The 23,977-nt window shown below is 39.8% G+C and carries 30 protein-coding genes and 1 pseudogene; 10 read left to right on the top strand and 21 right to left on the bottom strand.

Annotation, left to right across the window (positions count from 1 at the left end; genetic code table 11):
* Positions 1–55: 55 nt before the first annotated feature.
* Positions 56–1,465, top strand: coding sequence for a type I glutamate--ammonia ligase (gene glnA / locus DK428_RS02095; protein WP_109064167.1), 1,410 nt, complete (start codon positions 56–58; stop codon positions 1,463–1,465).
* A 100-nt stretch (positions 1,466–1,565) separates the two neighbouring features.
* Here glnA and DK428_RS02090 read toward each other — a convergent pair whose 3' ends face one another.
* The 4 genes from DK428_RS02090 to DK428_RS02075 form a co-directional block, all read right to left on the bottom strand.
* Positions 1,566–2,300 carry a TerC family protein gene (locus tag DK428_RS02090; protein WP_109064166.1) on the bottom strand — a complete coding sequence of 245 codons (735 nt, stop codon included), beginning with the start codon at positions 2,298–2,300 and terminating at the stop codon, positions 1,566–1,568.
* Positions 2,301–2,363: 63 nt separating this feature from the next.
* Positions 2,364–3,029, bottom strand: a complete 666-nt coding sequence (gene mutH, locus DK428_RS02085) for a DNA mismatch repair endonuclease MutH (RefSeq protein WP_109064165.1) — start codon at positions 3,027–3,029, stop codon at positions 2,364–2,366.
* Positions 3,030–3,569: a methylated-DNA--[protein]-cysteine S-methyltransferase gene (locus tag DK428_RS02080; RefSeq protein WP_109064164.1), complete on the bottom strand. Its 540-nt coding sequence runs from the start codon at positions 3,567–3,569 to the stop codon at positions 3,030–3,032.
* A 78-nt stretch (positions 3,570–3,647) separates the two neighbouring features.
* Positions 3,648–5,045: an outer membrane protein transport protein gene (locus DK428_RS02075; protein WP_109064163.1), complete on the bottom strand. Its 1,398-nt coding sequence runs from the start codon at positions 5,043–5,045 to the stop codon at positions 3,648–3,650.
* 209 nt (positions 5,046–5,254) lie between these two features.
* Between DK428_RS02075 and DK428_RS02070 the strand changes: the two genes are divergently transcribed.
* A complete protein-coding gene (locus DK428_RS02070; protein ID WP_109064162.1) occupies positions 5,255–5,545 on the top strand; it encodes a YfcZ/YiiS family protein in 291 nt (96 codons plus the stop codon).
* Between the two features lie 59 nt (positions 5,546–5,604).
* On the opposite strand, the gene DK428_RS11765 is transcribed toward DK428_RS02070, so the two are convergent.
* The 12 genes and pseudogenes from DK428_RS11765 to mlaF form a co-directional block, all read right to left on the bottom strand.
* A complete protein-coding gene (locus tag DK428_RS11765; RefSeq protein WP_239493775.1) occupies positions 5,605–6,156 on the bottom strand; it encodes an ATP-binding cassette domain-containing protein in 552 nt (183 codons plus the stop codon).
* A 4-nt stretch (positions 6,157–6,160) separates the two neighbouring features.
* Positions 6,161–7,686 (bottom strand): annotated as a pseudogene (locus DK428_RS11760) (peptidase domain-containing ABC transporter).
* 314 nt (positions 7,687–8,000) lie between these two features.
* Positions 8,001–8,198, bottom strand: a complete 198-nt coding sequence (locus DK428_RS11755) for a biotin/lipoyl-containing protein (protein ID WP_239493774.1) — start codon at positions 8,196–8,198, stop codon at positions 8,001–8,003.
* Between the two features lie 126 nt (positions 8,199–8,324).
* The gene (locus tag DK428_RS11750; RefSeq protein ID WP_239493773.1) at positions 8,325–8,939 is read right to left on the bottom strand and encodes an HlyD family secretion protein; all 615 of its coding nucleotides are present in this window, start codon (positions 8,937–8,939) and stop codon (positions 8,325–8,327) included.
* A 203-nt stretch (positions 8,940–9,142) separates the two neighbouring features.
* On the bottom strand, positions 9,143–9,481 hold the full coding sequence (locus DK428_RS02050) for a hypothetical protein (RefSeq protein ID WP_109064160.1): 339 nt from the start codon (positions 9,479–9,481) through the stop codon (positions 9,143–9,145).
* Positions 9,482–9,696: 215 nt separating this feature from the next.
* Entirely contained in the window at positions 9,697–10,974 is a 1,278-nt protein-coding gene (gene murA, locus DK428_RS02045; RefSeq protein WP_109064159.1) for a UDP-N-acetylglucosamine 1-carboxyvinyltransferase, read from the bottom strand.
* A 19-nt stretch (positions 10,975–10,993) separates the two neighbouring features.
* On the bottom strand, positions 10,994–11,251 hold the full coding sequence (locus tag DK428_RS02040; RefSeq protein ID WP_109064158.1) for a BolA family protein: 258 nt from the start codon (positions 11,249–11,251) through the stop codon (positions 10,994–10,996).
* On the bottom strand, positions 11,251–11,610 hold the full coding sequence (locus DK428_RS02035; RefSeq protein ID WP_109064157.1) for an STAS domain-containing protein: 360 nt from the start codon (positions 11,608–11,610) through the stop codon (positions 11,251–11,253). Before DK428_RS02035 ends, DK428_RS02040 begins: the two co-directional genes overlap by 1 nt.
* Positions 11,611–11,613: 3 nt before the next feature.
* On the bottom strand, positions 11,614–12,255 hold the full coding sequence (mlaC, locus tag DK428_RS02030) for a phospholipid-binding protein MlaC (protein WP_109064156.1): 642 nt from the start codon (positions 12,253–12,255) through the stop codon (positions 11,614–11,616).
* 27 nt (positions 12,256–12,282) lie between these two features.
* Positions 12,283–12,792, bottom strand: a complete 510-nt coding sequence (mlaD, locus tag DK428_RS02025) for an outer membrane lipid asymmetry maintenance protein MlaD (RefSeq protein ID WP_109064155.1) — start codon at positions 12,790–12,792, stop codon at positions 12,283–12,285.
* A gap of 21 nt (positions 12,793–12,813) precedes the next feature.
* Complete coding sequence (gene mlaE / locus DK428_RS02020; protein WP_109064154.1) at positions 12,814–13,599, bottom strand: lipid asymmetry maintenance ABC transporter permease subunit MlaE; 786 nt, start codon at positions 13,597–13,599, stop codon at positions 12,814–12,816.
* Positions 13,593–14,390 carry a phospholipid ABC transporter ATP-binding protein MlaF gene (gene mlaF / locus DK428_RS02015; RefSeq protein WP_109064153.1) on the bottom strand — a complete coding sequence of 266 codons (798 nt, stop codon included), beginning with the start codon at positions 14,388–14,390 and terminating at the stop codon, positions 13,593–13,595. Before mlaF ends, mlaE begins: the two co-directional genes overlap by 7 nt.
* A 230-nt stretch (positions 14,391–14,620) precedes the next feature.
* Here mlaF and lptC point away from each other — a divergent pair, with 230 nt between their 5' ends.
* The 5 genes from lptC to rapZ are packed head-to-tail and all read left to right on the top strand — an operon-like array spanning position 14,621 to position 17,856.
* Positions 14,621–15,205, top strand: a complete 585-nt coding sequence (gene lptC / locus DK428_RS02010) for an LPS export ABC transporter periplasmic protein LptC (RefSeq protein ID WP_109064152.1) — start codon at positions 14,621–14,623, stop codon at positions 15,203–15,205.
* Entirely contained in the window at positions 15,186–15,707 is a 522-nt protein-coding gene (lptA, locus tag DK428_RS02005) for a lipopolysaccharide transport periplasmic protein LptA (protein WP_109064151.1), read from the top strand. The genes lptC and lptA overlap by 20 nt, the downstream gene beginning before the upstream one ends.
* Before the next feature lie 8 nt (positions 15,708–15,715).
* Positions 15,716–16,441 carry an LPS export ABC transporter ATP-binding protein gene (gene lptB, locus DK428_RS02000; RefSeq protein WP_109064150.1) on the top strand — a complete coding sequence of 242 codons (726 nt, stop codon included), beginning with the start codon at positions 15,716–15,718 and terminating at the stop codon, positions 16,439–16,441.
* A gap of 3 nt (positions 16,442–16,444) precedes the next feature.
* A complete protein-coding gene (ptsN, locus tag DK428_RS01995; RefSeq protein WP_109064149.1) occupies positions 16,445–16,972 on the top strand; it encodes a PTS IIA-like nitrogen regulatory protein PtsN in 528 nt (175 codons plus the stop codon).
* 29 nt (positions 16,973–17,001) lie between these two features.
* Positions 17,002–17,856, top strand: coding sequence for an RNase adapter RapZ (gene rapZ, locus DK428_RS01990; RefSeq protein WP_109064148.1), 855 nt, complete (start codon positions 17,002–17,004; stop codon positions 17,854–17,856).
* Between the two features lie 4 nt (positions 17,857–17,860).
* Here the strand turns inward: rapZ and xseA are convergent, their stop codons facing one another.
* From xseA to DK428_RS01970, 4 genes are read right to left on the bottom strand one after another with little or no spacing between them, the layout of a single operon-like run.
* On the bottom strand, positions 17,861–19,201 hold the full coding sequence (gene xseA, locus DK428_RS01985) for an exodeoxyribonuclease VII large subunit (protein ID WP_109064147.1): 1,341 nt from the start codon (positions 19,199–19,201) through the stop codon (positions 17,861–17,863).
* Positions 19,185–20,399, bottom strand: a complete 1,215-nt coding sequence (locus DK428_RS01980) for a ribosomal protein uL16 3-hydroxylase (protein WP_109064146.1) — start codon at positions 20,397–20,399, stop codon at positions 19,185–19,187. The genes xseA and DK428_RS01980 overlap by 17 nt, the downstream gene beginning before the upstream one ends.
* A gap of 24 nt (positions 20,400–20,423) precedes the next feature.
* Positions 20,424–20,717 (bottom strand): RnfH family protein, encoded by a 294-nt coding sequence (locus DK428_RS01975; protein WP_005701215.1) that lies wholly within the window; start codon positions 20,715–20,717, stop codon positions 20,424–20,426.
* Complete coding sequence (locus tag DK428_RS01970) at positions 20,710–21,141, bottom strand: type II toxin-antitoxin system RatA family toxin (RefSeq protein ID WP_050694119.1); 432 nt, start codon at positions 21,139–21,141, stop codon at positions 20,710–20,712. Before DK428_RS01970 ends, DK428_RS01975 begins: the two co-directional genes overlap by 8 nt.
* 74 nt (positions 21,142–21,215) lie before the next feature.
* Between DK428_RS01970 and DK428_RS01965 the strand changes: the two genes are divergently transcribed.
* Positions 21,216–21,632 carry an EamA family transporter gene (locus DK428_RS01965; RefSeq protein WP_109064145.1) on the top strand — a complete coding sequence of 139 codons (417 nt, stop codon included), beginning with the start codon at positions 21,216–21,218 and terminating at the stop codon, positions 21,630–21,632.
* A gap of 103 nt (positions 21,633–21,735) precedes the next feature.
* On the opposite strand, the gene gap is transcribed toward DK428_RS01965, so the two are convergent.
* Positions 21,736–22,740 carry a type I glyceraldehyde-3-phosphate dehydrogenase gene (gap, locus tag DK428_RS01960; protein ID WP_050694117.1) on the bottom strand — a complete coding sequence of 335 codons (1,005 nt, stop codon included), beginning with the start codon at positions 22,738–22,740 and terminating at the stop codon, positions 21,736–21,738.
* Positions 22,741–22,989: 249 nt separating this feature from the next.
* Here gap and gmk point away from each other — a divergent pair, with 249 nt between their 5' ends.
* Together gmk and rpoZ are read left to right on the top strand one after the other, a co-directional pair.
* Entirely contained in the window at positions 22,990–23,616 is a 627-nt protein-coding gene (gmk, locus tag DK428_RS01955) for a guanylate kinase (protein WP_109059835.1), read from the top strand.
* Between the two features lie 62 nt (positions 23,617–23,678).
* A complete protein-coding gene (rpoZ, locus tag DK428_RS01950; RefSeq protein WP_109064144.1) occupies positions 23,679–23,945 on the top strand; it encodes a DNA-directed RNA polymerase subunit omega in 267 nt (88 codons plus the stop codon).
* Positions 23,946–23,977: the final 32 nt, after the last annotated feature.

The raw sequence follows: 23,977 nt of genomic DNA, 5'->3' as shown, positions 1-23,977 counted from the left end.
TTTATACGCGCTTTTTTTCATTATTAACTCACGTCTATTTAGAGGATTTACTTATATGTCCAATGCGATTGCGAATGTATTTAAGCTCATTGAAGAAAATGACATCAAGTTTGTGTTACTCCGCTTTACCGATATTCAGGGTAAAGAACATGGTGTTTCCTTGCCGGTAAATCTAATTGATGAAGATTTGTTTGAAGATGGCAAAATGTTTGATGGTTCATCTGTTGAGGGCTGGAAGGCGATTAATAAGGCGGATATGTTATTAATGCCGATTGCCGAAACTGCCGTAGTAGATCCTTTTGCACAAATCCCAACCCTTTCTTTGCGTTGTAGCATTTTTGAACCGACCACCATGCAAAGCTATGATCGCGACCCGCGTTCTATCGCACTTCGTGCAGAAAATTATATGCGTTCTACCGGCGTAGCGGATCAAGCCTTCTTCGGACCGGAACCGGAATTTTTCCTCTTTGATGACGTGCGTTTTGATGTGTCAATGAACGGCAATTCTTACCAAGTGGATGACATTGAAGCGGCGTGGAACACCAACAAACGTTATGAGAACGGTAACAATGCGTATCGTCCGCTGAAAAAAGCGGGCTATTGTGCGGTGGCGCCAAATGATACGGCACATGATATTCGTTCTGAAATGTGTTTGTTAATGGAAGAAATGGGCTTGGTGATTGAAGCGCATCATCACGAAGTGGCAACTGCCGGTCAAAATGAAATTGCGACCAAGTTCAACACTTTAACGTTGAAAGCTGACGAAACTCAAATTTATAAATACATCGTACATAATGTGGCGTATGAGCACGGCAAAACGGCCTGTTTCATGCCGAAACCGATTACCGGTGATAACGGTTCGGGCATGCACTGTAATATGTCCTTGAGCAAAGACGGCAAAAATATTTTCCAAGGGGATAAATATGCGGGCCTTTCCGAAACTGCACTTTATTACATCGGCGGTATCATCAAACATGCGAAAGCCTTAAACGCATTCACTAACCCAAGCACCAACTCTTACAAACGTTTGGTGCCGGGCTTTGAAGCACCGGTGTTATTGGCGTATTCCGCAAGCAACCGTTCAGCGTCGATTCGTATTCCTGCCGTGACCAGTCCGAAAGCCATTCGTGTGGAAGCTCGCTTCCCGGATCCGTTGGCTAACCCGTATTTAGCTTTTGCTGCGCTGTTAATGGCGGGCTTGGATGGCGTGGTAAATAAAATCCATCCGGGCGATGCGATGGACAAAAACCTGTACGATTTACCGCCGGAAGAACTGAAAGATATTCCATCTGTCGCGAGTTCTTTAGAAGAAGCGTTAAATGCATTGGAAAACGATTTTGAATTCTTGACCCAAGGCAATGTATTTACTAAAGAGTTTGTACAAGCGTTTATCGGTATTAAGCGCAAAGAAGTGACTCGTTTAAATATGACACCGCATCCGGTGGAATTTGAAATGTATTACTAATTGAATAAAAAAAGAAAAGGCGGTTTGATACCGCCTTTATTTTTTGCTTAAAAAGTGCGGTCAAAAATTCATTTGTTTTTTTGACCGCACTTTTACGTGGTTAATTCAACTGTTGCTTCGCTAAATTTTTTCGCATTTTGGTGTTTAAGGTTTCCACAAATACGGAGAAGCCCATTGCGAAGTAAATATAGGCTTTCGGCACATGGATACCAAAACTTTCGATGATTAATGCCACACCGATTAAAATTAAGAAGGCAAGCGCTAACACTTTAAAAGTTGGGTAACTTTCGACAAAATCGCCAATCGGTTTGGCGGCAAACATCATCATACCAACCGCAATAACGATTGCGGTAACCATTACCGGGACTTGGTTTACCATGCCCACGGCGGTGATGACGGAATCAAGGGAAAACACAATATCCAACAGGGCAATTTGAATCAATACGGCAAAGAAACTGACGTTTTTCTTACTGCTGTGTTCTTGGTGTTCTTCATGATTGGCTTGAATGGCTTCGCGTAGTTCACCGGTGCTTTTAATGACAAGGAATACCCCTCCGAAAAATAAGATCAAATCGCGCCCTGAGACACCTTTGCCAAAGAGTGAGAATAACGGTTCGGTAAGATGCATCATCCAAGATAGGGTAAGAAGGAGTAAAATGCGAGTTCCCATCGCAAGGGATAAACCGATAATTCGCCCTGGTTGGCGTTGTTTTTCCGGTAAACGGGCAACTAAAATGCTGATTAAAATAATGTTATCAATGCCCAGCACGATTTCCAGTGCAGTTAGGGTTAAAAGTGCAACCAATGATTCCGGGTTGCTCAGCCATTCCAACATATGTTTTCCTCAAGAGAATAATAGGGGCGCAATCATATAGCTTTGTGAGGAAAATGAAAAGTGCTAAATCGTTTGTTGAATAAATTGCTGTAAAATTTCATGGGTGAATGCTTTGCGCAAGTAAAACCCAAGGGGGAGAGTATCGATAATTTCCCCATTTTTGCCAATGCCTTTGGTTAAGGCTTTGCTATTGGCGCCTTTGGGGCGAAGTTGTAACACATCACCTAAACGGGCGGTGATCTGATCTAACTTGCCTAACACGATGTAATCCATCAATTCTTCCCAATCTTGCCGTAAACGTGCTTCTTGTTGTGGGCTGGGTTGCCACAGGATTGGCGCACCGATGTGGCGTTCTGCTAAAGGAATTTGGCGTTCTCCTTCAATCGGGAGCCATAGCACCTTGGATAATTTATGTCTCACATGTGAGTTTTGCCAATTTACGCCACTATTTTGAATCAACGGCGCAAGGCTAACGAACGTGGTTTCCAACGGAAAACCTTGTGCGTTAATCGGAATCGTTTTTAGCTCTATGCCTAAATGTGCAAAATCCTGCTCGGCTTTGCTACCGGCAGACGCGCCAAGAGCCATTTCAATGAGAATCCCTACCCAGCCTTTATCCCGTTTTAAATTTGGTGGTACGGGGATTTGTAATTGTTGCGCTAATTCGCCAAAGGTCATACCGGCAATGGATTGGGCTCGGGCTAATAATTGTTGTTCGGTTTGGATCATTTAAGTGCGGTATTTTTTCAGTAATTTTTGTTTAACGTATTCTACACCTTTATCGACAAAAGGAATTCCTTCTAAGTTGAGTAAATAACGCTTGGCCGGCAGACCACCGCCAAACCCCGTAATAGCACAACTTTTGCCCAATACGCGATGACAAGGAATAATGATACTAATCGGATTGCTTCCCACTGCACCACCTACGGCACGCACTGCTTTCGGGTTGTTAATTAACTCTGCCAAGCTACTATAACTGGCCGTTTGTCCGTAAGCAATTTGACGTAAGGCCTGCCAAATACGTTGTTGAAAATCAGTGCCTTTAGGCGCTAATGGGATAGTAGAAAAGGTTTCTTTTTCACCGTTAAAATAACGATCTAAGGCTTGTTTTATTTGGATGAATAACGGTAACGCATTATTTTCAATCCATTTCGGATTTAGTACGGTTTGTTCTAATTCCAAGTCTAAATTGGTGAGCATATCATTCTCCGCCAGCATTAATAACTTACCAATGGGGGATTGATAGTATGAGTAAAAAATATCAGCCATTATGCCGCCTCATTTTGTTACAAAAAAAGCGCGTTTGATTTTACCCGACGCGCTTATGATGTTCAATTTTCGTTTAAATTAGAAACGATAATTTAGGTTTAAACCGTAGAGGTTAGCACTTGCTTTTGATTGATAATCTGCTTCAACGACAACTAAACCTCTGGTTAGACTTTGATTTTCTTTGAAGTTAAGTTTTTTGCCATGTAAATGCGCAAAGCCGAAATCCACTGAAAGATTAGGTGTGAATTTATAGGTTGCGCCAAGGCTATACCAAGTGCGGTCAGTATCCGGAATAGATGCGGAATGATGTTCGCCTGCGGCACTTTCATCGTAAGCAATACCTGCACGTAGCGCTAATTGTTCAGTTAAATCATAAGTGGCACCTAACGCAATGCGTGAGTTATTACGGTAGCCTTCATCCTTATGGAAAGCAAGTTGGCCATCGTTATAAGTGGCGTGAAGGTCTTTTAAACGACTCCATTCCGTATATTTATAGCTATAGTGCATAGCCAATTTATCGGTGAGTTGGTGGAAACCTGAAACTTCCCAATAACTTGGTAAATGCAATGTCAAACCACCTTCGCCTACATATGCGGCAGTACCACGAGGAACATAACTTAATGCTGTATTGTCTTTAAAATCAATATCAACTTTCGAATGATAAGCTACACCAATACGGTTTTTATCATTAAACTCATAAAGCAAACCTGCATTCCAACCGAATGCCCAAGCGTTACCTTGTAAGTGTGTTAACGAGGTATTTTTCTCAATTTGAGCGCCTAAACCACCTAAACGTTGCATTAATCCTGTTGCAGGAATATTTGCAGCAGCGACTCGAGCGGCAATTTGTTGTTGCAATGCCGGGGTTGTTCTCACATTGTCAATAGCGGTATCTAAAATGCCGGCCGTACGTTCTACTTTTGCTTTAGCATAAATGGCATTTAAACCCAAACCTGCGCTCCAGCCTTCAGAGATTCGGTAAGAACCGCTTAGGTTTAGGTTGATAGAGGTTAAATTAGTGTTCCCACCGAATAAACCTGCATCATAGTTGTCCTCATATTTGCTTTTTAAACCAAAGTTGACATTCATACCGGTACCAATAGCAAATTTGTCGTTAATTGGCGCAACAAAATACATATTTGGAATAAAGGAACCGGGAACAACATTTCTCTGTTTAGCGGAGCCTTGAGCGACTTCTACGCCTAAAACTTTGGCTTTAACTTGGCCATCCATATGAATTTTTGAGTCTATATAAACGCCACCGGCAGAGAATTCATTTTGTTTAAATAGGCTCATTAACGCCGGGTTGGTTGCGACAACAGCCGCATTATCGGCTATAGCAGCTTCACCGGCATAGGCGCGGCCTAAGCCTGAAGTGGACACTTCTGCCAATTGGAATGCCGCAGCGGATGCTCCGGTAGCCGCACCAAGGAGAAGGGTAGAGAGGAACATATTTGTAAATTTGTTGGTTTTCATTTTGTTACCTTTTGTTACTTTTAATTGGTTGCTGTTTCTTAGGAAAGCGCGTCATTCTAAAAAAACAGACCATTAAGGAGCAACGCTCTTTTGGTGTTTAATAAAGTGCTCTGACCAGTAAAGTAAGAAAAGTGCGGTCGAATTTTGTATTAAATTTTAATAATGTTAAAATAGTTGAATGTTTCAACTGATTTTATAAAGGAGAGAGTATGAGCACCTTAAAATGCCAAGCGGAAGAAGCCAAAGTGTGTTGTTGTGTAGATGTGGGTACCGTGATTGATGGTTCCGATTGTACTGTTGATTTCGAACAGGTTTACGCTACAGAAGAATTAGCCAAAGAGGCGTTAAGCTACTTAACGGAGAAAGCCAAAGCGGCAGAAAGTGATCCTTGCCACATCATTAGTGACATAAGTGCAATGGAAAATGGCTACAAATTAAAAGCACAATTTGAGTTTAGCTGCCAGGCTGAATCCATGATTTTCCAACTTTCTACGCGTTAATTGATTGATTTAACGTAAAAAAAGGCTTAAGTTGAAAAACTTAAGCCTTTTTATGTGTGTTAAGAAGTTGGTAGTTTATCTAACTCAATTCGACGATCCGCTGAGTCAATAGTAGATTGTCTGTGGGCTACTATGATTCGTGTAATATTTAATTGAGAAATTGAGGCATTAATTGCTCTTTCATTTTCTTCGTCTAAATGGCTAGTTGCTTCATCCATAAATAAAATTTGTGGTTTTTTATATAGTGCACGGGCAATAAATAACCTTTGGCGTTGACCTCCGGAAAGGTTATTTCCTAGTTCTCCCAAAAGGGTTTCATAATTCATTGGCATTTCCATAATTTCGTTGTGAATACTAGCTAATTTTGCACATTCAATCGCAAAATCTCGGTCATATTGATCTTCAAAGCTAACAATATTTTCAATTATTGAACCTGAAAAAAATGTATCCTCTTGTAAAACCATAGCAATTCTTGAACGATAATTTGGTAATCCCATTTGATTAATATTTATACCATCAAAGTAGATTTCACCCGATGTAGGCTTTAATAAGCCTGACATTAGTTTAAGTAAAGTTGTTTTCCCAAATCCTGACGGAGCTGTAATAGCCACACTTTCACCAGCAGAAATTATTAAATTGATATTTATTAAATTGATTATAAGAAAATATGACATTTTTAAGCTCTATTGTTGCAGCATTTTGAGGATTTTTTTCCAAAGTCTGACTATAAGTATCTTCTTCTGCTTCACTTAAGGCTATGTCTTCAATTCGTTCTCTATGTAGAGCTAAGATTCTTATATTGAAGAAAATATTAATTAAGTTTGCCATACGAGAGGAAAATGCCCCCCGGTAAGAATTAAAAGCAACATACATACCTAATGTCATTGTATTTTCTATTACTAGGGTTGCACCAACCCATAAAATGAGTATTTGCTCTAAAGTCGCAATAAAAGTATGAATGCCGGAAAATAGCATATTTAATTTTGTGATTTTAATTGATGTATTGAATACATCAGCATTTAAAGACATCCATTGCTCTTGTCTTTTCTTCGTTAATGAAAGAGATTTTAATGTAATAATCCCATAAAGTGTTTCCATAAAGTGAGAATGGGCTTTAGCATTCCTAATAATTTGCTCTTCCGAAATTTCTCTATATGTCCAATACGTTACTATTCGTAGCATAAAATAAATGAAAATGTTAAAACTAGTACGAATAGCCATCCGCCATAAAGAATCATCATAATAGTTAAGCTGATTATCATAATTGAATCAATTATGCTTGAGATTATGCTTCCAGTTAGAGTTTGTTGAATAGTGTTTAGAGATGAGAATCTAGAATGAATATCTCCTACCTGCCTCTTCTCAAAGAAGTCTAATGGTAATTTTAATAGATGAGAAAAGAAACTTGCAGTCCATTGAAAATTAATCAAATAATCCATTTTCAAAGAAACCCATGCTCTTAACATGCTAACGGAAGAACGGAAAAATGTGAATAAAAAAAGTCCTAAGCAAATTACCAATAGTAATGATTTATCTTTTGCTACCATTACATGATCCATCACAAGTTGTGTGCCTACCAGCATTAATAATCCAACTAACTCAATTAGTATAGAGAATGAAAATATCTTAATTAATTCTCCTTTAACTCCCAAAATATATTTTAGGGTTTCATATAAGCTAATTTGGGTTTCTGACTTTCTTTCTTTAAACTTAACTTCAGACCATACCTCTAAAGCAACACCTGTAAATGAATTAGATAATTGTTTTATCGAAACTTTCCTTTTACCCATCGCTAGGTCATGGATAATTGAATAATTCTTAGTAATTTTAGTTAGAACAATAAAATGATTAAAATTCCAATGTAAGATACAAGGAAGCTTTAATTGACAAATTTCCTCTAACTCTAATGAGAGTGGTTGGGTAATTAACCCAAGGTCATGAGAAATATTTAATAATGTTTGTAGCGTAGTACCTCTGGAAGAAACACCGTATTTAGACCGTAAATCAAATAAGTTAGACTCACCGCCGTAATAAGCAAGAATCATTGATAGACATGCTAAACCACATTCCCCAGTTTCTGTTTGTAATGTAACAGGAATTTTTTTAAATAAGTTAAAGTTAAGTGGCTTACTTAATTTCATCAAGGCTCCGTATTTTTAGTAAGTTGATACGCGGGAAATAACATCCATTCATATAATTTGCGTTTTTCTAGAAAAAATGTCGCTTCTGCTTTCATGCCACTTACTAGGTGTAGCGTTCTATTATTGTGATTAATAGATTGTTCTTCAATTTCTACAATAGCTTTATATAGTGGAATTATTTGGTCAGTAAATTGAGGAAAATTCTTATAAAAACTCAGTTCTTGTTGTGAAACCGGTAGAGTTGAAATTGCCTGGATTTTTCCTTTGAACTGACCGAATTTTTCAAAGGGAAAGGCTTCATAACGAATATTAACTTAATCATCCTGCTTTATAAAAGATATTGCGCTATTAGGGAACCAGAAAACAATTTGATATTTTCCTTTATTTTCTGGAAGGATTTGAGCAAGAACATCATTTTCTTTAACTGTTTGCCCTTCTGTTACACTGATGGATTCAATTTTTCCATCAATAGGAGAGTTTACAATTAATTCAGAAGATAGTTTATAATCCATTAGACGAATTTTCAGATCGCTTTGTTGAATTTCATAGCGTAAAATTTGGTTATCAAAATCAATACGCTTGCTTTCTATTTCATTTTCTAAATTTAGAATAGTCGATTCAACCTGAATAAGTTCAGCTTAAACGTCACTATATTGGGACTTTTGCTGTAAATAACGAGATTTTTGCAACGTCAATTCCTCTATACTTGAATATCCCTTTTTTAAAAGTTTTTCATAACGTGAAGAAAGGTCTAAGTGTTCCTTTATATTTCTATTGATCTCAGTTAAATAGGATTCTTTTTCCATATATATTTTTTGATGATTTTCTTTTTGTTTTATTAAGCTCTGAATTGTATCCAGTTTATTTTTATTCAAGCTAGAAATAACTTTGTCTAAATGCTGAATTTGGTTTGCCAGGGATCGGATAGGGTTTTGGCTGACATCACCACTTTGTGTTGTTTTATTAAGCGTAATTTTAAATAAAGGCTCCCCTTTTTTTATATTTTGGTTAAGTTTTATATAGCTATCAGATATGTGTCCCGATTTATTTGAAAAAATAATAGTAGGATGAGATTGCGTAATAACTTCACCAATAATGTTTTCTCGGCGAGTATAACTTCCTAGGAAAATATAAAGGATAAAGAAAGCAATAATGATGAATGAGATTGAAAAAACTATCCAAGTGGGGATAGAAGAGAAGAGTACCGCTGTACTCTTCCATTTTCGACTTTCTAGGACTTCTTGCCTAAACATAGGAAATTTTTCTGCTTAAGATTATTATTTATTTAAATTTTTTTATTAAGTAAATCAGTAGTTTTTCGATAAAAAAATCAAGTAAGAAAAAAACTAAGCAGATTACTATGATCCTAATCAATAAGTTGTCTATTGGGAAAGTGAGATAGAAAACAATAGGTATGGAAACGATCCTAAAAATATTTACAACCATTTTACTCATCTTAATACCCAAGTTTATTGTTTATGATATTACCTGTAGGGCTATTATAATCAGGGTGTTCGGCAGCACTTGGATTATCATAGATAATTCCTGCAACTTCTGCTGCTGCCATACCTGTAGCCCCGCCAACAATTCTTAAACCCCATGGACCAAGACCTGCCATACTAGCTAACCCTCCTCCAACAATAGATCCTGCGGTGAGTGCTCCTCTTTGAAGTCTTGCTTTTTCTGTTATTTCTCTTTCATATTCCTCAGGAGCGCAAATGGGGCAATACTTGCTACTGCCATAATAATCTCCTCCAGAAACATAATTTAAACAGCAATCTCTTAGCTCTTTCATAAACTACACCTCATTAAAGTTAGACGATTTAAATATCCTAAATTAGGATTTAAGCGTTTTTATCAAAAAAATTATTTGATAATTATTATCATAAACTTTGTGTGATTAATAAGAGTGTGTATGAATAAACATATCTCATCCTACCAGTATATAAAATGGATATAAAAAACACCCTAAAATCATTTTAGGGTGTTAGTTCATTTTTATTGTATTGTTTAACCTTCTTCGCTTTCTTCGGTAAAACGCTCAATGCGCGCACCTAAGCTGCGTAGTTTTTCTTCAATACGTTCATAGCCTCGGTCGATGTGGTAAATACGATCGACGATAGTTTCACCGGTAGCAATGCAACCTGCGAGAACCAAGCTGATGGAGGCACGTAAATCGGTTGCCATCACTTCTGCGCCGGACAAGTGTTCAACGCCATGGCAGACTGCCGTGTTACCTTCGATTTCAGCTTTACCACCCATACGAACCAGTTCAGGAATGTGCATAAAACGATTTTCAAAGATGGTCTCAGTGATGATGCTGGTGCCGTTTGCCACCATGTTTAATAAGGTGAATTGCGCTTGCATGTCTGTTGGAAAACCCGGGTAAGGTGCGGTGCGAATATTTACGGCTTTCGGGCGGTTTCCAAGCATATCCAACGTAATAGTGTCTTCAGCTACGTCCACTTGAGCACCGGCTTCGCGTAACTTATCAATAACGGCATCTAAGGTTCCCTGCTTGGTGTTTTTGCAGAGAATGTGCCCTCCGGAGATTGCTGCAGCGACAAGGAATGTGCCGGTTTCAATGCGGTCAGGAACAATGCTATGTTGACAGCCGGTTAAGCGTTCTACACCCTCAATAGTAATTGCATCAGAACCCGCACCGCTGATTTTAGCACCCATTTTATTTAAGAATTCTGCAGTGTCGGCAATTTCAGGTTCGCGCGCAGCGTTTTCAATTACCGTTGTGCCTTTTGCCAGAGTTGCAGCAATCATAATAGAGAGTGTGGCACCTACGCTGACTTTTTCCATCACAATACGGGTACCGATTAAGCGACCGTTTACGTGGGCTTTTACATAACCGTCTTCAAGGACAACTTGAGTTCCGAGGCGTTCTAAACCGCTAATATGTAAATCCACCGGGCGAGCACCGATAGAACAACCTCCCGGCAGGGAAACTTGTCCTTGGTTAAAACGGGCAACTAATGGCGCGAGGGCCCAAATGGAGGCGCGCATAGTTTTAACTAATTCGTAAGGTGCGACAAAGTGATCGATTTTAGACGCATCTAAATGTACGACACCTTGTTCGTTACGTTCAACCACAACACCTAATTTACGTAAGATTTTTATTGTGGTTTCAATATCTTTAAGATCGGGGACGTTGGTTAATGTCACGGGTTCTGTGGCTAAAATTGCGGCGAAAAGAATCGGTAATGCGGCATTTTTAGCACCGGAAATCTCTACTGTACCTTTTAAACAAGATTGTCCGTAAACACGAAATTTTTGCATGGTAATTTCCTATTGGGAATTAGGCAGAATGATTAAGTAAGCGTTCACGTTTCCATTTTTCAACGGTGTAAGTACGGATGGAAAGCGCATGGATTTCATTGCTGGAAATATGACTTAATAATGGTGCATAAATCATTTGTTGCTGTTTAACCTTAGATAAACCGGCAAATTGATCGCTTACTGCAATCACGCCGTAATGGGCGTTTTCACCTTGGACGTAAACTTCATCAAGGTTGAGGGCTTCTTTTAAAATTCGTTCGATTTCTTGAGTTTCCATTAAGTATTTCCATTTTGCGGGATAAATTGTGCGATCCAGTCGGATAATCCGAAAAGATCAGCTAATGTTAGTAATTGTGATGGTGGGTTTTGTAAAGTTTGTATCTGCTCTTTTGCTAACAGAGTTTGATTATGCTCTAAAAAGTCACAGAGTAATGCAAAACCGGCGGAATCGATACGGGTTATTTGAGTTAAGTCCCAAAGAATAGTTTGCCCTGTCGATTGTCCTTCCAATAAAAAAGAAGCACGTTGTTGCCAAAGCGGCAACAACGTGTTACGAGATAACTCTCCTGATAATTGGAGCGTCATTTTACCATCATTTACCTGTGATTCCCAATGTAAACTTTGTGTCTCTTGCATGGATTATTTGCTCAAGGTAATTGGAGTATCGGCAGATTTTTGTAGCTGCGCAGTCAATGCATCGAGCCCTTGTTTGCGAATAATCGGACTCCATTCTTGCTGTTTAGTATTGACCATGCTGGCACCACCGGCAGTCATATCATACACTTGCCATTGACCGGTTTTACTGTTTTTATACCAATAGAAGTCAACATTTAAAGGCGGTTGATTATTTGGCTGAGCAACTTTTACGTTCACGATGGCAAGAGTGGGAGATTCTTCTTTCATTTTCCCGATTTGGATACTTTGATCGCTATACATGGTTAACACTTGTGCGTAAACCTGTTCGATATATTTATCCAATACCGCAAAGTAACGATCCCGTTCTTCTTGTGTCACAGTTTTGTAATTTTGTCCTAAGATTTTAGAACCGGCGTATTTCACGTGAACATACGGCATTAAATCTTGGCGTACAATCGTTTTTAGATAGTTTGGATTTTGTTTAATTTTGCTTTGGCTAGCTTTAATATTGCTAAATAATTTATCGGAAACCTGCTTGGTTAAATCGTATGGCGTATTTTCTGCCATTACTTGTTGCACGGCAAAAAGTGCGGTGAAAATTACCAATGTTTTTGCTAACCAGCGTTTTACATTCAGTTTTAACATACATCCTTCTCCTGTAGGTTGTTTGAATTAATTACTTGTGGCGGCGCCGTTTTCTTCGCCTTCCGTTTTCTTATCTTTATCGCCATATAAGAATTGACCGACCAGATCTTCCAGCACCATCGCAGATTTTGTATCGACAATTTTGTCGCCATCTTTCAACTTTGCAATATCGCCATCATCAAAGCCGATGCTTAATGCAATGTACTGTTCACCCAATAATCCTGATGTTTTAATTGATAATGAACTGGTTTCAGGAATCTTGTTGTATTCTTGGTTAATCGCAATAGTCACTTTTGGTAAATAGGTTTCCGGATCCAATTCAATATTGGATACACGTCCAACGACTACGCCACCCACTTTAAGTGGAGCACGCACTTTTAGTCCGCCGATATTATCGAAAGTTGCATAGACTTGGTAAGATTTTGTATCACTAAAGCCTTGTACATTGGCTACTTTTAGGCCTAAAAAGATGAGGGAAGCAATGCCTAATAGCAAAAATAAACCTACCCAAAATTCATATTTGATTGTTTGTCGCATAATATTTCCTTACAAACAGAGTTAATTTGCGCCGAACATGATAGTTGTCAGCACAAAGTCTAAACCTAATACCACTAATGATGCGTGAACTACCGTTCTGGTCGTGGCTTTGCTAATGCCTTCAGAGGTTGGAATGCAATCATAACCGTTAAATAATGCAATCCACACAACGGCGATGGCAAAAAATAAACTTTTAATTGAGCCGTTTAAAATGTCATGGCTCCAAGTTACCGAATTTTGCATTACGGACCAAAAGCTACCGGCATCGACACCTTTCCAATCCACACCGACTAAAGAGCCACCCCAAATTCCAATCGCGATAAAAATAATGGAAAGGATTGGCATGGCGATAATGCCTGCCCAAAAACGCGGTGCAATTACCCGACGCAACGGATCTACCGCCATCATTTCCAAGCTGGATAATTGTTCGGTGGCTTTCATTAAACCAATTTCGGCAGTGAGTGCGGAACCGGCTCGACCGGCAAATAAAAGTGCGGTCACAACCGGGCCTAATTCTCGAAGCAGAGATAAAGCGACTAATTGCCCTAAGCTGGTTTCTGCAGCGAAATCGACTAATACCACATAGCCTTGCAAACCAAGTACCATGCCGATAAATAAACCGGAGAGCATGATGATCAATAACGATTGCACACCGAGAACGTGTAATTGTTTAATAAAAAGCGGGAAATGCTTGCGTACTTGCGGTTTGCCAACCAACGCACCGAATAATAATAAACCTGCGCGGCCTAATGCTCGACCGAAATTAATGGCATTGCGTCCGAGGGCTGAAATGAAATTGACTAACATTTAAACAACTCCTCAAGATAATTTTGTGCCGGATAATGGAAATGTACCGGGCCGTCCGCTTGTCCCTGTAAAAACTGGGTGACTTGTGGATCTTGGCTTGCTAACAGTTGCTCCGAAGTACCTTCGGCGATAACGTGCTTGTCTGCAATAATATAAGCATAATCGGCGATACTTAACACTTCCTGTACATCATGCGAAACCACAATAGAAGTGAGATTTAATGCTTCGTTTAAGCGTTTGATTAGGCTAAGAATGACTCCCATACTAATAGGGTCTTGGCCGGCGAAAGGTTCATCGAACATCATTAAATCGGGATCCAAGGCAATAGCGCGGGCAAGTGCGGCACGTCTTGCCATCCCACCGGAAAGTTCGGAGGGCATTAATTCTGCTGCGCCGCGTAAACCAACGGCTTCTAGCTTCATTAACACGATTTTACGGATCAATGACGGCGGTAAATTAGTGTGTTCGCGAATGGCGAATGCCACGTTGTCGAAGGTGGATATGTCAGTAAATAATGCGCCGGACTGGAACAACATTCCCATGCGTTTGCGTACTTCATAAAGTTCACGATTCGATAGTTTGCAAATGTCTTGCCCATCGAACAGAATTTCCCCCTCAGTCGGCATAAGTTGTCCACCGATGAGTTTTAAGAGCGTGGTTTTACCAATACCTGATGGCCCCATGATGGCGGTAATTTTGCCTTTGGGGACGCGCAGGTTGAGATCGTTATAAATAACTCGATTACCACGCTTAAATGTCAGGTGTTTAACTTCAATTAAAGATTCGTTCATAAAATCTAATCTAGGCAAAGAGTTAGGTGCCTTTTCAGTCAATAAAAATAAGTTGCGATATTCTATTAATTTCCAATGAATGTCAAATAGAATGTTCGCCTTGGACTGCTTTTCAGCGCAAATGTTCCCACAATAAATACTTGGAAAACTCACCGCACTTTTACGTGTTTTTAGCAAAACTGTGCTATGATTGCGCCCTATTATTAATTGAGGTGACTTAACATAGGCTTATGAATATTCGTTGGAATATTATTTTATCGGTAATTGCGCTTTGTCTATTGGCTTGGTTTTATAGTTTGAATCAGGAAGATGAAGGCTTGAACGCGTTAATTAAACAAGCGGATAGCCCTGAGTATAGCGGGCAAAACATGAATACCACCGTGTATTCTCCTACCGGTAAAAAACAATATTTGGCCACATCCGATAAAGTGGAGCATTATACTTCCGATGGGCATACTGACTTCCAAAAGCCAAAAGTTCGGTTGTTAGATCTTGAAATTCAAAACTCCGGTTCAACAGATAAAGAAAGCTGGGAATTAAGTGCCGATAAAGCGAAATTGACTAAAGATAATATGTTGTATTTAGAAGGTAATGTGGTAGCGCAAAGTCTCTCCCCGTTATCCAGGCTACAACGTATTGAAACCGAAAGTGCGGTGGTGAATTTAACAACACAGGATATTCGTTCGGATAAAATGGTAAAGCTAAATGGGCAAAATTTTCGTTCGACAGGTTTAAAATTAACGGGCAATTTGCAACAGCAAGTGGCTAATTTAAAAGAACAGGTGAAAACACATTATGAAATCAGTAAGCAGTAAAATTCTTCTTGCTTCCGCATTAACCTTTATGTCCTTATCTGCATTGGCGTTAAAAGACGATACCAATCAACCGATTAATATCGTATCCGATAATCAATCTTTGGATATGAGCAACCGCGTGGTAACGTTTACCGATAACGTTGTAATTACACAAGGTTCCATCGTGGTAAAAGCCAATAAAGTTATCATTACCCGACCGGAAGAGAATTCTAAGAAGAAGGATACCGTTGAGGCTTTTGGTAATCCGGTGACTTTCCATCAAGTGATGGATAACGGCAAACCGGTGGATGGCAAAGCCAATAAGGTATTTTACGATTTAGGGACGGAATTTTTAACCTTGACCGGCAACGCGGAATTAAAGCAATTAGATAGCAAAATCAACGGTAATGTCATTACTTATGATGTGAAGAAACAGCAGTTGAAGGCAACCAGTTCTTCCGGTTCCCGTGTAAAAACCGTATTAATTCCAAATCAACTAAATGATGCCAAAGGCAAGAAATAGGATGAGAAATGGCGATTCTGTATGCTGAAAATTTAGCGAAAAGCTATAAAAAGCGCCAAGTGGTTTCTGATGTGAGTTTAACTGTGAAGTCCGGTGAAATTGTTGGTTTACTTGGGCCGAATGGTGCGGGAAAAACCACAACTTTCTATATGGTCGTTGGCTTAGTGAATCATGATCAAGGCAAGATTCGAATTGACGATGAGGACATCAGTTTGTTGCCGATGCACAATCGGGCACAAAAAGGTGTAGGCTATTTGCCACAAGAGGCATCTATTTTTCGTCGCTTAAGTGTGTATGAAAATTTAATGGCGGTATTAGAAATACGCAAAGATTTGACCGCACTTCAACGTCGCGAGCGTGCGGATGAGTTAATTAATGAATTCAATATTGGTCATATCCGGGATAGCTTGGGACAGTCGTTGTCCGGTGGTGAGCGTCGTCGCGTAGAAATTGCCCGTGCGTTGGCGGCGAATCCAAAATTTATTTTATTAGACGAACCTTTCGCAGGGGTTGATCCTATTTCGGTGATTGATATTAAGAAAATCATCAAAGATTTGCGCGATCGTGGTTTGGGCGTGCTGATCACCGATCACAATGTGCGTGAAACACTGGATGTGTGTGAACGCGCTTATATTGTTAGTTCCGGTAAAATGATTGCCACCGGGACACCAACCGAAATTATGAATAATAAATTGGTAAAAGACGTGTATTTAGGTGCGGATTTCCAACTGTAGCTTATGAAATTTACAGAATTATTAACGCCTCAGACCATTCGTCAGGGAATGATTTCTTCCAGCAAAAAACGTGTGTTTGAATCTATCGCGCGCATTGTAGACGAACAGTTGCAAATGGAACATGGGGAAAAATGCTGTTTTGATTGTTTGGTTAATCGCGAAAAATTAGGCAATTCCGGTTTAGGCGGGGGGGTAGCGATGCCCAAAGGGCGTTTGCCACAAGGTACAAAAGCTGTTGGCGTATTTATTCAATTAGAAAGTGCTATTGATTACGATGCTGCCGATAAACGGGACGTTGATTTGATTTTTGCAGTGTTAGTACCGGAAAATATGTGTGATCATTACGTGCATTGTCTTCCGAAATTAACTGAACATTTAACGGATAAATTGTTGTGTAAGCAGTTGCGCGCCGCCAAAAGCGAGGATGAAATTTGGCAAATTTTTCTGCATCATGATCAATGTGAGGGTGAACGGGTAGAACCGACAGAGCTAGAAATACCGACATCAATACAGGATGCCTCGGAAGAATAAGTAGAGTTTGAATTAATTGGGGAAACATTATGGAAATTATTATCATCAGTGGACGTTCCGGCGGAGGTAAATCCGTGGCATTAAGAGCGTTAGAAGATATGGGCTATTATTGTGTGGATAATTTGCCATTGGATTTATTGCCGAAACTGATTGAAATTCTGTCTGTTAACCAATCTGCTGTGGCGATTAGTTTGGATATTCGCAATTTACCCACTTCTCCGCAAATGTTGGAAAGTACCATTAGCGATATCCAACAGCAGCACAATGTCAAAATTATTTTCTTGGATGCCGATAACAGCACCTTAGTGCGTCGTTACAGCGATTCCCGTCGTTTACATCCGCTTTCCACCAAAGATCTTTCTCTTGAAGCCGCTATTGAAGAAGAAAGCAAGCATCTTGAACCCTTGATTCAACAAGCTAATTTGATTATTGATACAGGCTCTTTATCCACCCATGAATTAGCGGAACGTTTGCGCGAATTTTTACGCGGACATTCTGATACAGAGCTTAAAATTGTGGTGGAGTCTTTTGGTTTTAAATATGGTATTCCGCTTGATGCGGATTATGTGTTTGATGTGCGTTTTTTGCCGAACCCGCATTGGAATCACGCCTTACGTCCTATGACAGGCTTAGATGAACCGGTCGTAGAATTTTTAAATAAACATAATGAAGTCCATCAATTTATTTATTTAACCCGTTCTTATATTGAAACGTGGTTGCCTTTGTTGGAACAAAACAACCGGAGTTATTTAACAATTGCCATTGGCTGTACCGGTGGAAAGCATCGTTCAGTTTATATTGCCGAGCAGTTGGGGAAATATTTCCAAGATAAAGGTAAAAATGTCAAAGTCTTACACCGCTATTTAGAAAAACATAAAGGATAATCCTTTACTTTCTCTCTAATTGACTGATTTGGCTGATGATTTCTCCATCGGCTAATCGGGTTCTGATTTGCTCACCGACATTCACTTCTTTGATCGAACGAATCGTCAAATTTTGTTGGTTTTGTGTAATAGAGTAGCCACGTGCTAAAACTTTTAACGGGCTTAAACTATCCAACTTACCACACAGATGTGCTAACTGCTTTTGTTGAAGACTTAGGTTTAAATTCATTTGGGAATTTAACCGCACTTTTAGCTGAGAGAGTTGTTGTTCGTGTTGTTGTATACGTAATGGTAGCGGGTTTTTATATAGCCGCATAGAAAGTGCGGTCAGATTTTCTGATGTTTTTTGCCAATGATGACGTAAGCTTTGTTGCAATCGATGGCTTAACTGCGTTATTAGCTGTTGCTGAATGCGGAGTTGTGCCTGAGGATGTTGATTTTGCAAGCGCAAAGACAGATGCCGTAGTCTCTGTTGTTTCTCCACAAATAGACGATCTAAGGCAATTTCAATACGTTGTCGGCGATATTGAAGCTGTTGCAGTAATTCCGTTTGATTCCGACTAACCAATTCTGCCGCGGCAGAGGGGGTTGGAGCACGTAAATCGGCAACAAAATCTGCAATGGTGACATCGGTTTCATGTCCTACGGCGCTAATCACCGGAAGATTAGAATGAAAAATAGCACGAGCCACAATTTCTTCATTGAAACACCATAAATCTTCCAATGAACCCCCGCCACGGCCAATGATCAGTACATCCACTTCTTGGCGCCGATTGGCCAATTCGATCATCTGAGCGATTTCGACCGCCGCATCTTTGCCTTGTACGGCAGTTGGATAAATAACAATCTGAAGACTCGGATCACGACGTTGCAAAATATGTAAAATATCCTGCAATGCCGCACCGGTTTTTGACGTAATAATACCTACTGCTTTACTAAAGTGCGGTAGGTTTTTTTTGAGATGTTGTGCAAATAACCCTTCTGCCGCCAGCTTTAATTTTAATGCTTCAAATTGCTGCATTAATAAACCTTCACCGGCCAAGTGCATGCTTTCAATAATCAGTTGATAATCACCGCGAGGCTCATACAACGTTACATTAGCATGTACCAACACTTGCATTCCGTTGGCCGGACGAAATCCCACGCGCATATTTTTCATGCGAAACATGGCACAACGCACTTGGGCGTTTTCGTCTTTCAGACTTAAATACCAGTGGCCGGAAACCGGTTGGCTAAAGTTGGAAATTTCACCGGTCAGCCAAACAGGCCCCAGTTGATTTTCCAACATTAATCGCACGGATTGATTGAGTTGGCTGACAGAATAAATATTACCAGTCGACTTCATTCACCTTCTCGTGTAACAACACCAAAGCATCATCCAGCCAGTTGCAAATGCTATCGATTAAAATATCCAAGGCTGCTTGTTTATCTTTGGCATTTTCAATTAAACGGGTTAAAAACGCATAATCAACCGCTTCGCCATCGGCTAATTGTTTTAAGATTTCCGCTTCGGTATCAGTGAGTTCATCCATCCATTCGCCGTTAGCATAAACGCGCAATGGGCTTTCGGTGTAAAGCAGTTTGCAGTTATTATCTTGCACCAATGTTGCTCCGCTTTCGAAAGCGTCAAGAACATCACTAGGATCTGCCATTTCCGGCATTTCCCAAAGGTCGTAACGTCTGCGACTGACTGTGGTTGCAACGGCTTGTTGGAATAACTGATCAAATTGTTCAGACTCAGACAGCTGCTGTAAGAACTGCTGTTTTAGCTGTTGAACCATTTGCGGATCCAGTTTACCGGTTTTCTGTACGTTTGGATTTAAGCGGAACGGAATTGCTAATTCGTTAGTTTCTAAATTTGGATGACGCAAATTTTCGCTAAGATTTTCAATTAAATCTGTCGTATTTGGATAACGTAAACCAAAGGAGAACGTTAAACTGTCACCTTGTGCAACGCCATAGTGCGATAAGCGGGATGGTACATAAAGCACATCACCAGGCGCCAATACTTCATCAAAAATCAACTCACCCATGTCATCAAAAATACGAATTGGTTGATTTGGCTTGAATTCGGTTGACGGATCACACCATTTACCCAACTGCCAACGACGATGACCATATGCTTGTACCAAAAATACGTCATATTCATCATAATGTTTTCCGACAGAGCCGCCATCCGGCGCCATGGAAACCATGATGTCATCACGTTGCCATTGTGGGATGAAACCAAATTTGTTCCATAAACTGCCCAATGACGGTGACCACTGTTCCAAATTTTGGATCAGAATAGACCATCTATCAGGTAAATTTTCAAAGTCATCTAAGTCAAATGGGCTAGTAAACAATTCCCAGTTGTCTTCAGAATGCTGTTTGATTAAGCGCGCGGTAACATCTTCCGACTGTGCTAAATTCATAATTTCCGATGCATCAAGCTCATCGATAATTTCGGGTAGGCCGTTACGAATGAGTAATGGTTTTTTTTGCCAGTAATCACGTAAAAAGATTTCCGGCGTTATTTCTGGAGGTAAACAGTAAGTATTCATGATTATTAATAGATGTGGGTTAGGTTATTTCTTCTTTGCCTGTTCTTCGGCACGTTTCCGACGAATTTCTTTCGGATCGGCGAGTAACGGACGATAAATTTCAATACGATCGCCGTCTTTTAATTGGTCGGTGAGTTTTACAGGACGACTGAAAATACCGATTTTGTTATTGCGTAAATCAATATCGGTAAATTGCTGTAATATGCCTGATTGCAAAATAGCGGTTTGTACCATCGTGCCTTCATCTACACTAAAAGATTTTAGATAATGATGATCAGGAAATGCATAAGCAATTTGAATTTTAATCTTATCAACCATAAATTTGTTTTGCTCTCTGTTTAAAGGCATCAATCATTTTATTGGTTAAATGAGTAAAGATCTGACCGAACGCAAATGCAACCAATGGATTAGAAAATTCAAATTCTAAATAGAGCTGAATTTGACAGCTTGTTTCATCTAATTCAACAAACCGCCATTCGCCTTGTAAAAATTTGAATGGGCCATCGACCAATTGCATCTTAATAGATTGATTCTCCACCATTGTATTACAGGTAGTGAACTTTTGTCGAATACCCGCCTTACTTATTTCTAATTCTCCGGTTAATTGCACCGCACTTTTTGTTAAAGTTCTACTGCCAACACAACCGGGAAGAAATTCGGGATAGCGTTCATAATTGTTCACAAGCTGGTACATTTGGGCTGCACTGTAAGCAACCAGTGCTGATTGGTTAACGATAGTCATGTCAAGGTAAATTTCTTTGTCGAAAAACGTGGTGTATTATAAAGGAAATTGTGTAAAAACATTAAGGAATAAATATGAATTGGGTGTGGTTTGCGATCGGCTCCGCATTTTTTGCAGGGTTAACCGCCATTTTGGGAAAATTAGGTGTGGAAGGATTGAATAGTAATTTGGCCACATTTATTCGTACTGTGGTGATTTTATTTGTTGTGATGGCCATTATTTCAATGCGAAATGAGTGGCAGTTACCGCAACATATTGCGGCTAAGCCGGTGATTTTTCTAATTCTATCAGGCATAGCAACAGGTCTTTCTTGGCTGTGTTATTATCGTGCGTTGCAACTTGCCCCTGCGTCTTGGGTGGCGCCGATTGATAAACTCAGTGTGGTTATTGCCATTATTTTAGGAGTAACCGTATTAGGTGAGCCTATCAGCGCAAAATTGTTGATTGGTGCAGGCTTGATTTTATCCGGCGTGTTGGTGTTGGCGTTTTAAAAAATACCCGAAAAAAACGACCGCACTTTTCATTTATTTTCGTTATTCTCAAGCAAAAAAATAGCTCCTAAAAAGGAGCTATTTTTATCGTTGAAACTCAGGATTAGCCTTTGTAGTTGTAAACGTGAGCAACTAAGTCTAATACTTTGTGAGAGTAACCGGTTTCGTTATCGTACCAAGATACAAGTTTCACGAATGTATCGGTTAATGCGATACCAGCAGCTGCGTCAAACACAGAAGTGAGTGAACAACCGTTGAAGTCGGTAGAAACTACTGCATCTTCAGTGTAGCCTAAAACGCCTTTCATTTCGTTTTCAGAAGCGCGTTTTAATTCTGCACAGATTTCCGCGTAAGTTGCAGGTTTTTCAAGGTTAACGGTTAAGTCAACAACAGACACGTTTGGAGTTGGAACACGGAACGCCATACCGGTTAATTTGCCGTTTAATGCAGGAATAACTTTACCTACAGCTTTGGCTGCACCGGTAGAAGATGGGATGATGTTTTGTGCCGCACCACGACCACCGCGCCAGTCTTTTGCAGATGGACCGTCAACAGTTTTTTGTGTTGCTGTGGTTGCGTGAACAGTTGTCATTAAACCGTCTTTGATACCGAATTTGTCGTTGATAACTTTTGCTAATGGCGCTAAACAGTTAGTTGTACAAGACGCGTTAGAAACGATGTCTTGGCCTTTATAAGCATCAAAGTTTACACCACGTACGAACATTGGTGTGCTGTCTTTGGATGGACCGGTTAAAACAACTTTTTTTGCACCGGCAGTGATGTGTTTACGAGCTGTTTCGTCAGTTAAGAATAAGCCGGTTGCTTCAACTGCAACATCAACACCGATTGCACCCCAGTTAAGGTTTGCAGGATCACGTTCAGCAGTTACACGGATAGCTTTGCCGTTTACTACTAGGTTTCCGTCTTTCACTTCAACTGTGCCATCGAAACGACCGTGAGTTGAGTCGTATTTTAACATGTAAGCCATGTATTCAACGTCGATTAAGTCGTTGATACCGACTACTTCGATGTCATCACGATGTTGTGCTGCACGGAATACGATACGGCCGATACGACCAAAACCATTGATACCAATTTTAATTGCCATAAGATTTCACCTTATATTTTTAAGTTAAACGAAAAGGTTAAATAGAAGTGGACGTTTGATTTCCTTCTACCAATTTTGAGGGGGATTATAACATGCTTTCTTGAATTTGAGAATGTATCTCTTTTGGGGATGAGTAAAAAACACGATAGTTCACCGAATCAAAAAATTCTGTAAAAGATGACCGCACTTTTGCTGATTTTTTATTGGCTTAGGGGCATAATAGCGAAAATCATTAACGAGAGAATCATTATGTTACAAGGCAATTTATACATCATTTCCGCACCAAGTGGGGCTGGCAAATCTTCATTAATTAGCGCATTACTAAAAAGAGCCAACAGCCATAAAATGATGGTTTCCGTATCTCATACGACCAGACCGCCTCGCCCTGGTGAACAAGAAGGTGTACATTATTATTTTGTGTCCCATAGCGAATTTGAAGACCTCATCGCACAACATGCGTTTTTGGAATATGCCAAAGTGTTTGGTGGCAATTATTACGGCACTTCTTTGTTTGCTATTGAGGAAAATTTAGCCAAAGGTATTGATGTGTTTTTAGATATTGACTGGCAAGGTGCACAACAAATTCGTAAAAAGGTAGCGGGCGTAAAAAGCATTTTTATTCTGCCGCCGTCATTAAGTGAGTTGGAAAAGCGCTTAATCGGACGCGGGCAAGACTCCGCAGAAGTGATTGCCAACCGCATGGAAAAAGCCATGAGTGAAATTTCCCATTATGATGAGTACGATTATGTGGTTGTGAACGATGATTTCGAACAGGCACTCTTTGATTTGCAAGCAATTTTGCGTGCCGAACGTTTAACACTAAGTCATCAACAACAAGAAAATAAAGGCTTAATTGAACAATTACTGGCAAATTAAAGGTAGTTTTAGTATCATACTGCCCTTTTAGATTCATTAGATTTAGCAAACTGGAGTAATTTATGGCTCGTGTAACCGTGCAAGATGCAGTGGAAAAAATTGGTAACCGTTTTGATTTAATTTTAACTGCGGCTCGTCGTGCAAGACAATTGCAGTTACATACCCGCGAACCGTTGGTGCCGGAAGATAACGATAAGCCAACAGTTATCGCTTTGCGTGAAATTGAGAAAGGTTTAATTAACAATGAAATTTTGGATGCGCAAGAACGCCAAGAACATTTGGCGCATGAGCGTGTTGAAGTGAGCGCCGTTTCTTTGTTGTCCGACTAAAGTGCGGTTAATATTTACAACTTTTTTAGTCG

This window comes from Aggregatibacter kilianii, from assembly GCF_003130255.1.
GTDB classification, from domain to species: Bacteria; Pseudomonadota; Gammaproteobacteria; order Enterobacterales; family Pasteurellaceae; genus Aggregatibacter; species Aggregatibacter kilianii.
This window is presented reverse-complemented; position numbering and strand designations above follow the sequence as displayed.

What these genes read in the sequence shown, in the direction of transcription:
- glnA (WP_109064167.1), top strand. Translation starts at nt 56, where the DNA reads ATGTCCAATGCGATTGCGAATGTATTTAAGCTCATTGAAGAAAATGAC.
- DK428_RS02090 (WP_109064166.1), bottom strand. Translation starts at nt 2,300, where the DNA reads ATGTTGGAATGGCTGAGCAACCCGGAATCATTGGTTGCACTTTTAACC.
- mutH (WP_109064165.1), bottom strand. Translation starts at nt 3,029, where the DNA reads ATGATCCAAACCGAACAACAATTATTAGCCCGAGCCCAATCCATTGCC.
- DK428_RS02080 (WP_109064164.1), bottom strand. Translation starts at nt 3,569, where the DNA reads ATGGCTGATATTTTTTACTCATACTATCAATCCCCCATTGGTAAGTTA.
- DK428_RS02075 (WP_109064163.1), bottom strand. Translation starts at nt 5,045, where the DNA reads ATGAAAACCAACAAATTTACAAATATGTTCCTCTCTACCCTTCTCCTT.
- DK428_RS02070 (WP_109064162.1), top strand. Translation starts at nt 5,255, where the DNA reads ATGAGCACCTTAAAATGCCAAGCGGAAGAAGCCAAAGTGTGTTGTTGT.
- DK428_RS11755 (WP_239493774.1), bottom strand. Translation starts at nt 8,198, where the DNA reads ATGGATTATAAACTATCTTCTGAATTAATTGTAAACTCTCCTATTGAT.
- DK428_RS11750 (WP_239493773.1), bottom strand. Translation starts at nt 8,939, where the DNA reads ATGTTTAGGCAAGAAGTCCTAGAAAGTCGAAAATGGAAGAGTACAGCG.
- DK428_RS02050 (WP_109064160.1), bottom strand. Translation starts at nt 9,481, where the DNA reads ATGAAAGAGCTAAGAGATTGCTGTTTAAATTATGTTTCTGGAGGAGAT.
- murA (WP_109064159.1), bottom strand. Translation starts at nt 10,974, where the DNA reads ATGCAAAAATTTCGTGTTTACGGACAATCTTGTTTAAAAGGTACAGTA.
- DK428_RS02040 (WP_109064158.1), bottom strand. Translation starts at nt 11,251, where the DNA reads ATGGAAACTCAAGAAATCGAACGAATTTTAAAAGAAGCCCTCAACCTT.
- DK428_RS02035 (WP_109064157.1), bottom strand. Translation starts at nt 11,610, where the DNA reads ATGCAAGAGACACAAAGTTTACATTGGGAATCACAGGTAAATGATGGT.
- mlaC (WP_109064156.1), bottom strand. Translation starts at nt 12,255, where the DNA reads ATGTTAAAACTGAATGTAAAACGCTGGTTAGCAAAAACATTGGTAATT.
- mlaD (WP_109064155.1), bottom strand. Translation starts at nt 12,792, where the DNA reads ATGCGACAAACAATCAAATATGAATTTTGGGTAGGTTTATTTTTGCTA.
- mlaE (WP_109064154.1), bottom strand. Translation starts at nt 13,599, where the DNA reads ATGTTAGTCAATTTCATTTCAGCCCTCGGACGCAATGCCATTAATTTC.
- mlaF (WP_109064153.1), bottom strand. Translation starts at nt 14,390, where the DNA reads ATGAACGAATCTTTAATTGAAGTTAAACACCTGACATTTAAGCGTGGT.
- lptC (WP_109064152.1), top strand. Translation starts at nt 14,621, where the DNA reads ATGAATATTCGTTGGAATATTATTTTATCGGTAATTGCGCTTTGTCTA.
- lptA (WP_109064151.1), top strand. Translation starts at nt 15,186, where the DNA reads ATGAAATCAGTAAGCAGTAAAATTCTTCTTGCTTCCGCATTAACCTTT.
- lptB (WP_109064150.1), top strand. Translation starts at nt 15,716, where the DNA reads ATGGCGATTCTGTATGCTGAAAATTTAGCGAAAAGCTATAAAAAGCGC.
- ptsN (WP_109064149.1), top strand. Translation starts at nt 16,445, where the DNA reads ATGAAATTTACAGAATTATTAACGCCTCAGACCATTCGTCAGGGAATG.
- rapZ (WP_109064148.1), top strand. Translation starts at nt 17,002, where the DNA reads ATGGAAATTATTATCATCAGTGGACGTTCCGGCGGAGGTAAATCCGTG.
- xseA (WP_109064147.1), bottom strand. Translation starts at nt 19,201, where the DNA reads ATGAAGTCGACTGGTAATATTTATTCTGTCAGCCAACTCAATCAATCC.
- DK428_RS01980 (WP_109064146.1), bottom strand. Translation starts at nt 20,399, where the DNA reads ATGAATACTTACTGTTTACCTCCAGAAATAACGCCGGAAATCTTTTTA.
- DK428_RS01975 (WP_005701215.1), bottom strand. Translation starts at nt 20,717, where the DNA reads ATGGTTGATAAGATTAAAATTCAAATTGCTTATGCATTTCCTGATCAT.
- DK428_RS01970 (WP_050694119.1), bottom strand. Translation starts at nt 21,141, where the DNA reads ATGACTATCGTTAACCAATCAGCACTGGTTGCTTACAGTGCAGCCCAA.
- DK428_RS01965 (WP_109064145.1), top strand. Translation starts at nt 21,216, where the DNA reads ATGAATTGGGTGTGGTTTGCGATCGGCTCCGCATTTTTTGCAGGGTTA.
- gap (WP_050694117.1), bottom strand. Translation starts at nt 22,740, where the DNA reads ATGGCAATTAAAATTGGTATCAATGGTTTTGGTCGTATCGGCCGTATC.
- gmk (WP_109059835.1), top strand. Translation starts at nt 22,990, where the DNA reads ATGTTACAAGGCAATTTATACATCATTTCCGCACCAAGTGGGGCTGGC.
- rpoZ (WP_109064144.1), top strand. Translation starts at nt 23,679, where the DNA reads ATGGCTCGTGTAACCGTGCAAGATGCAGTGGAAAAAATTGGTAACCGT.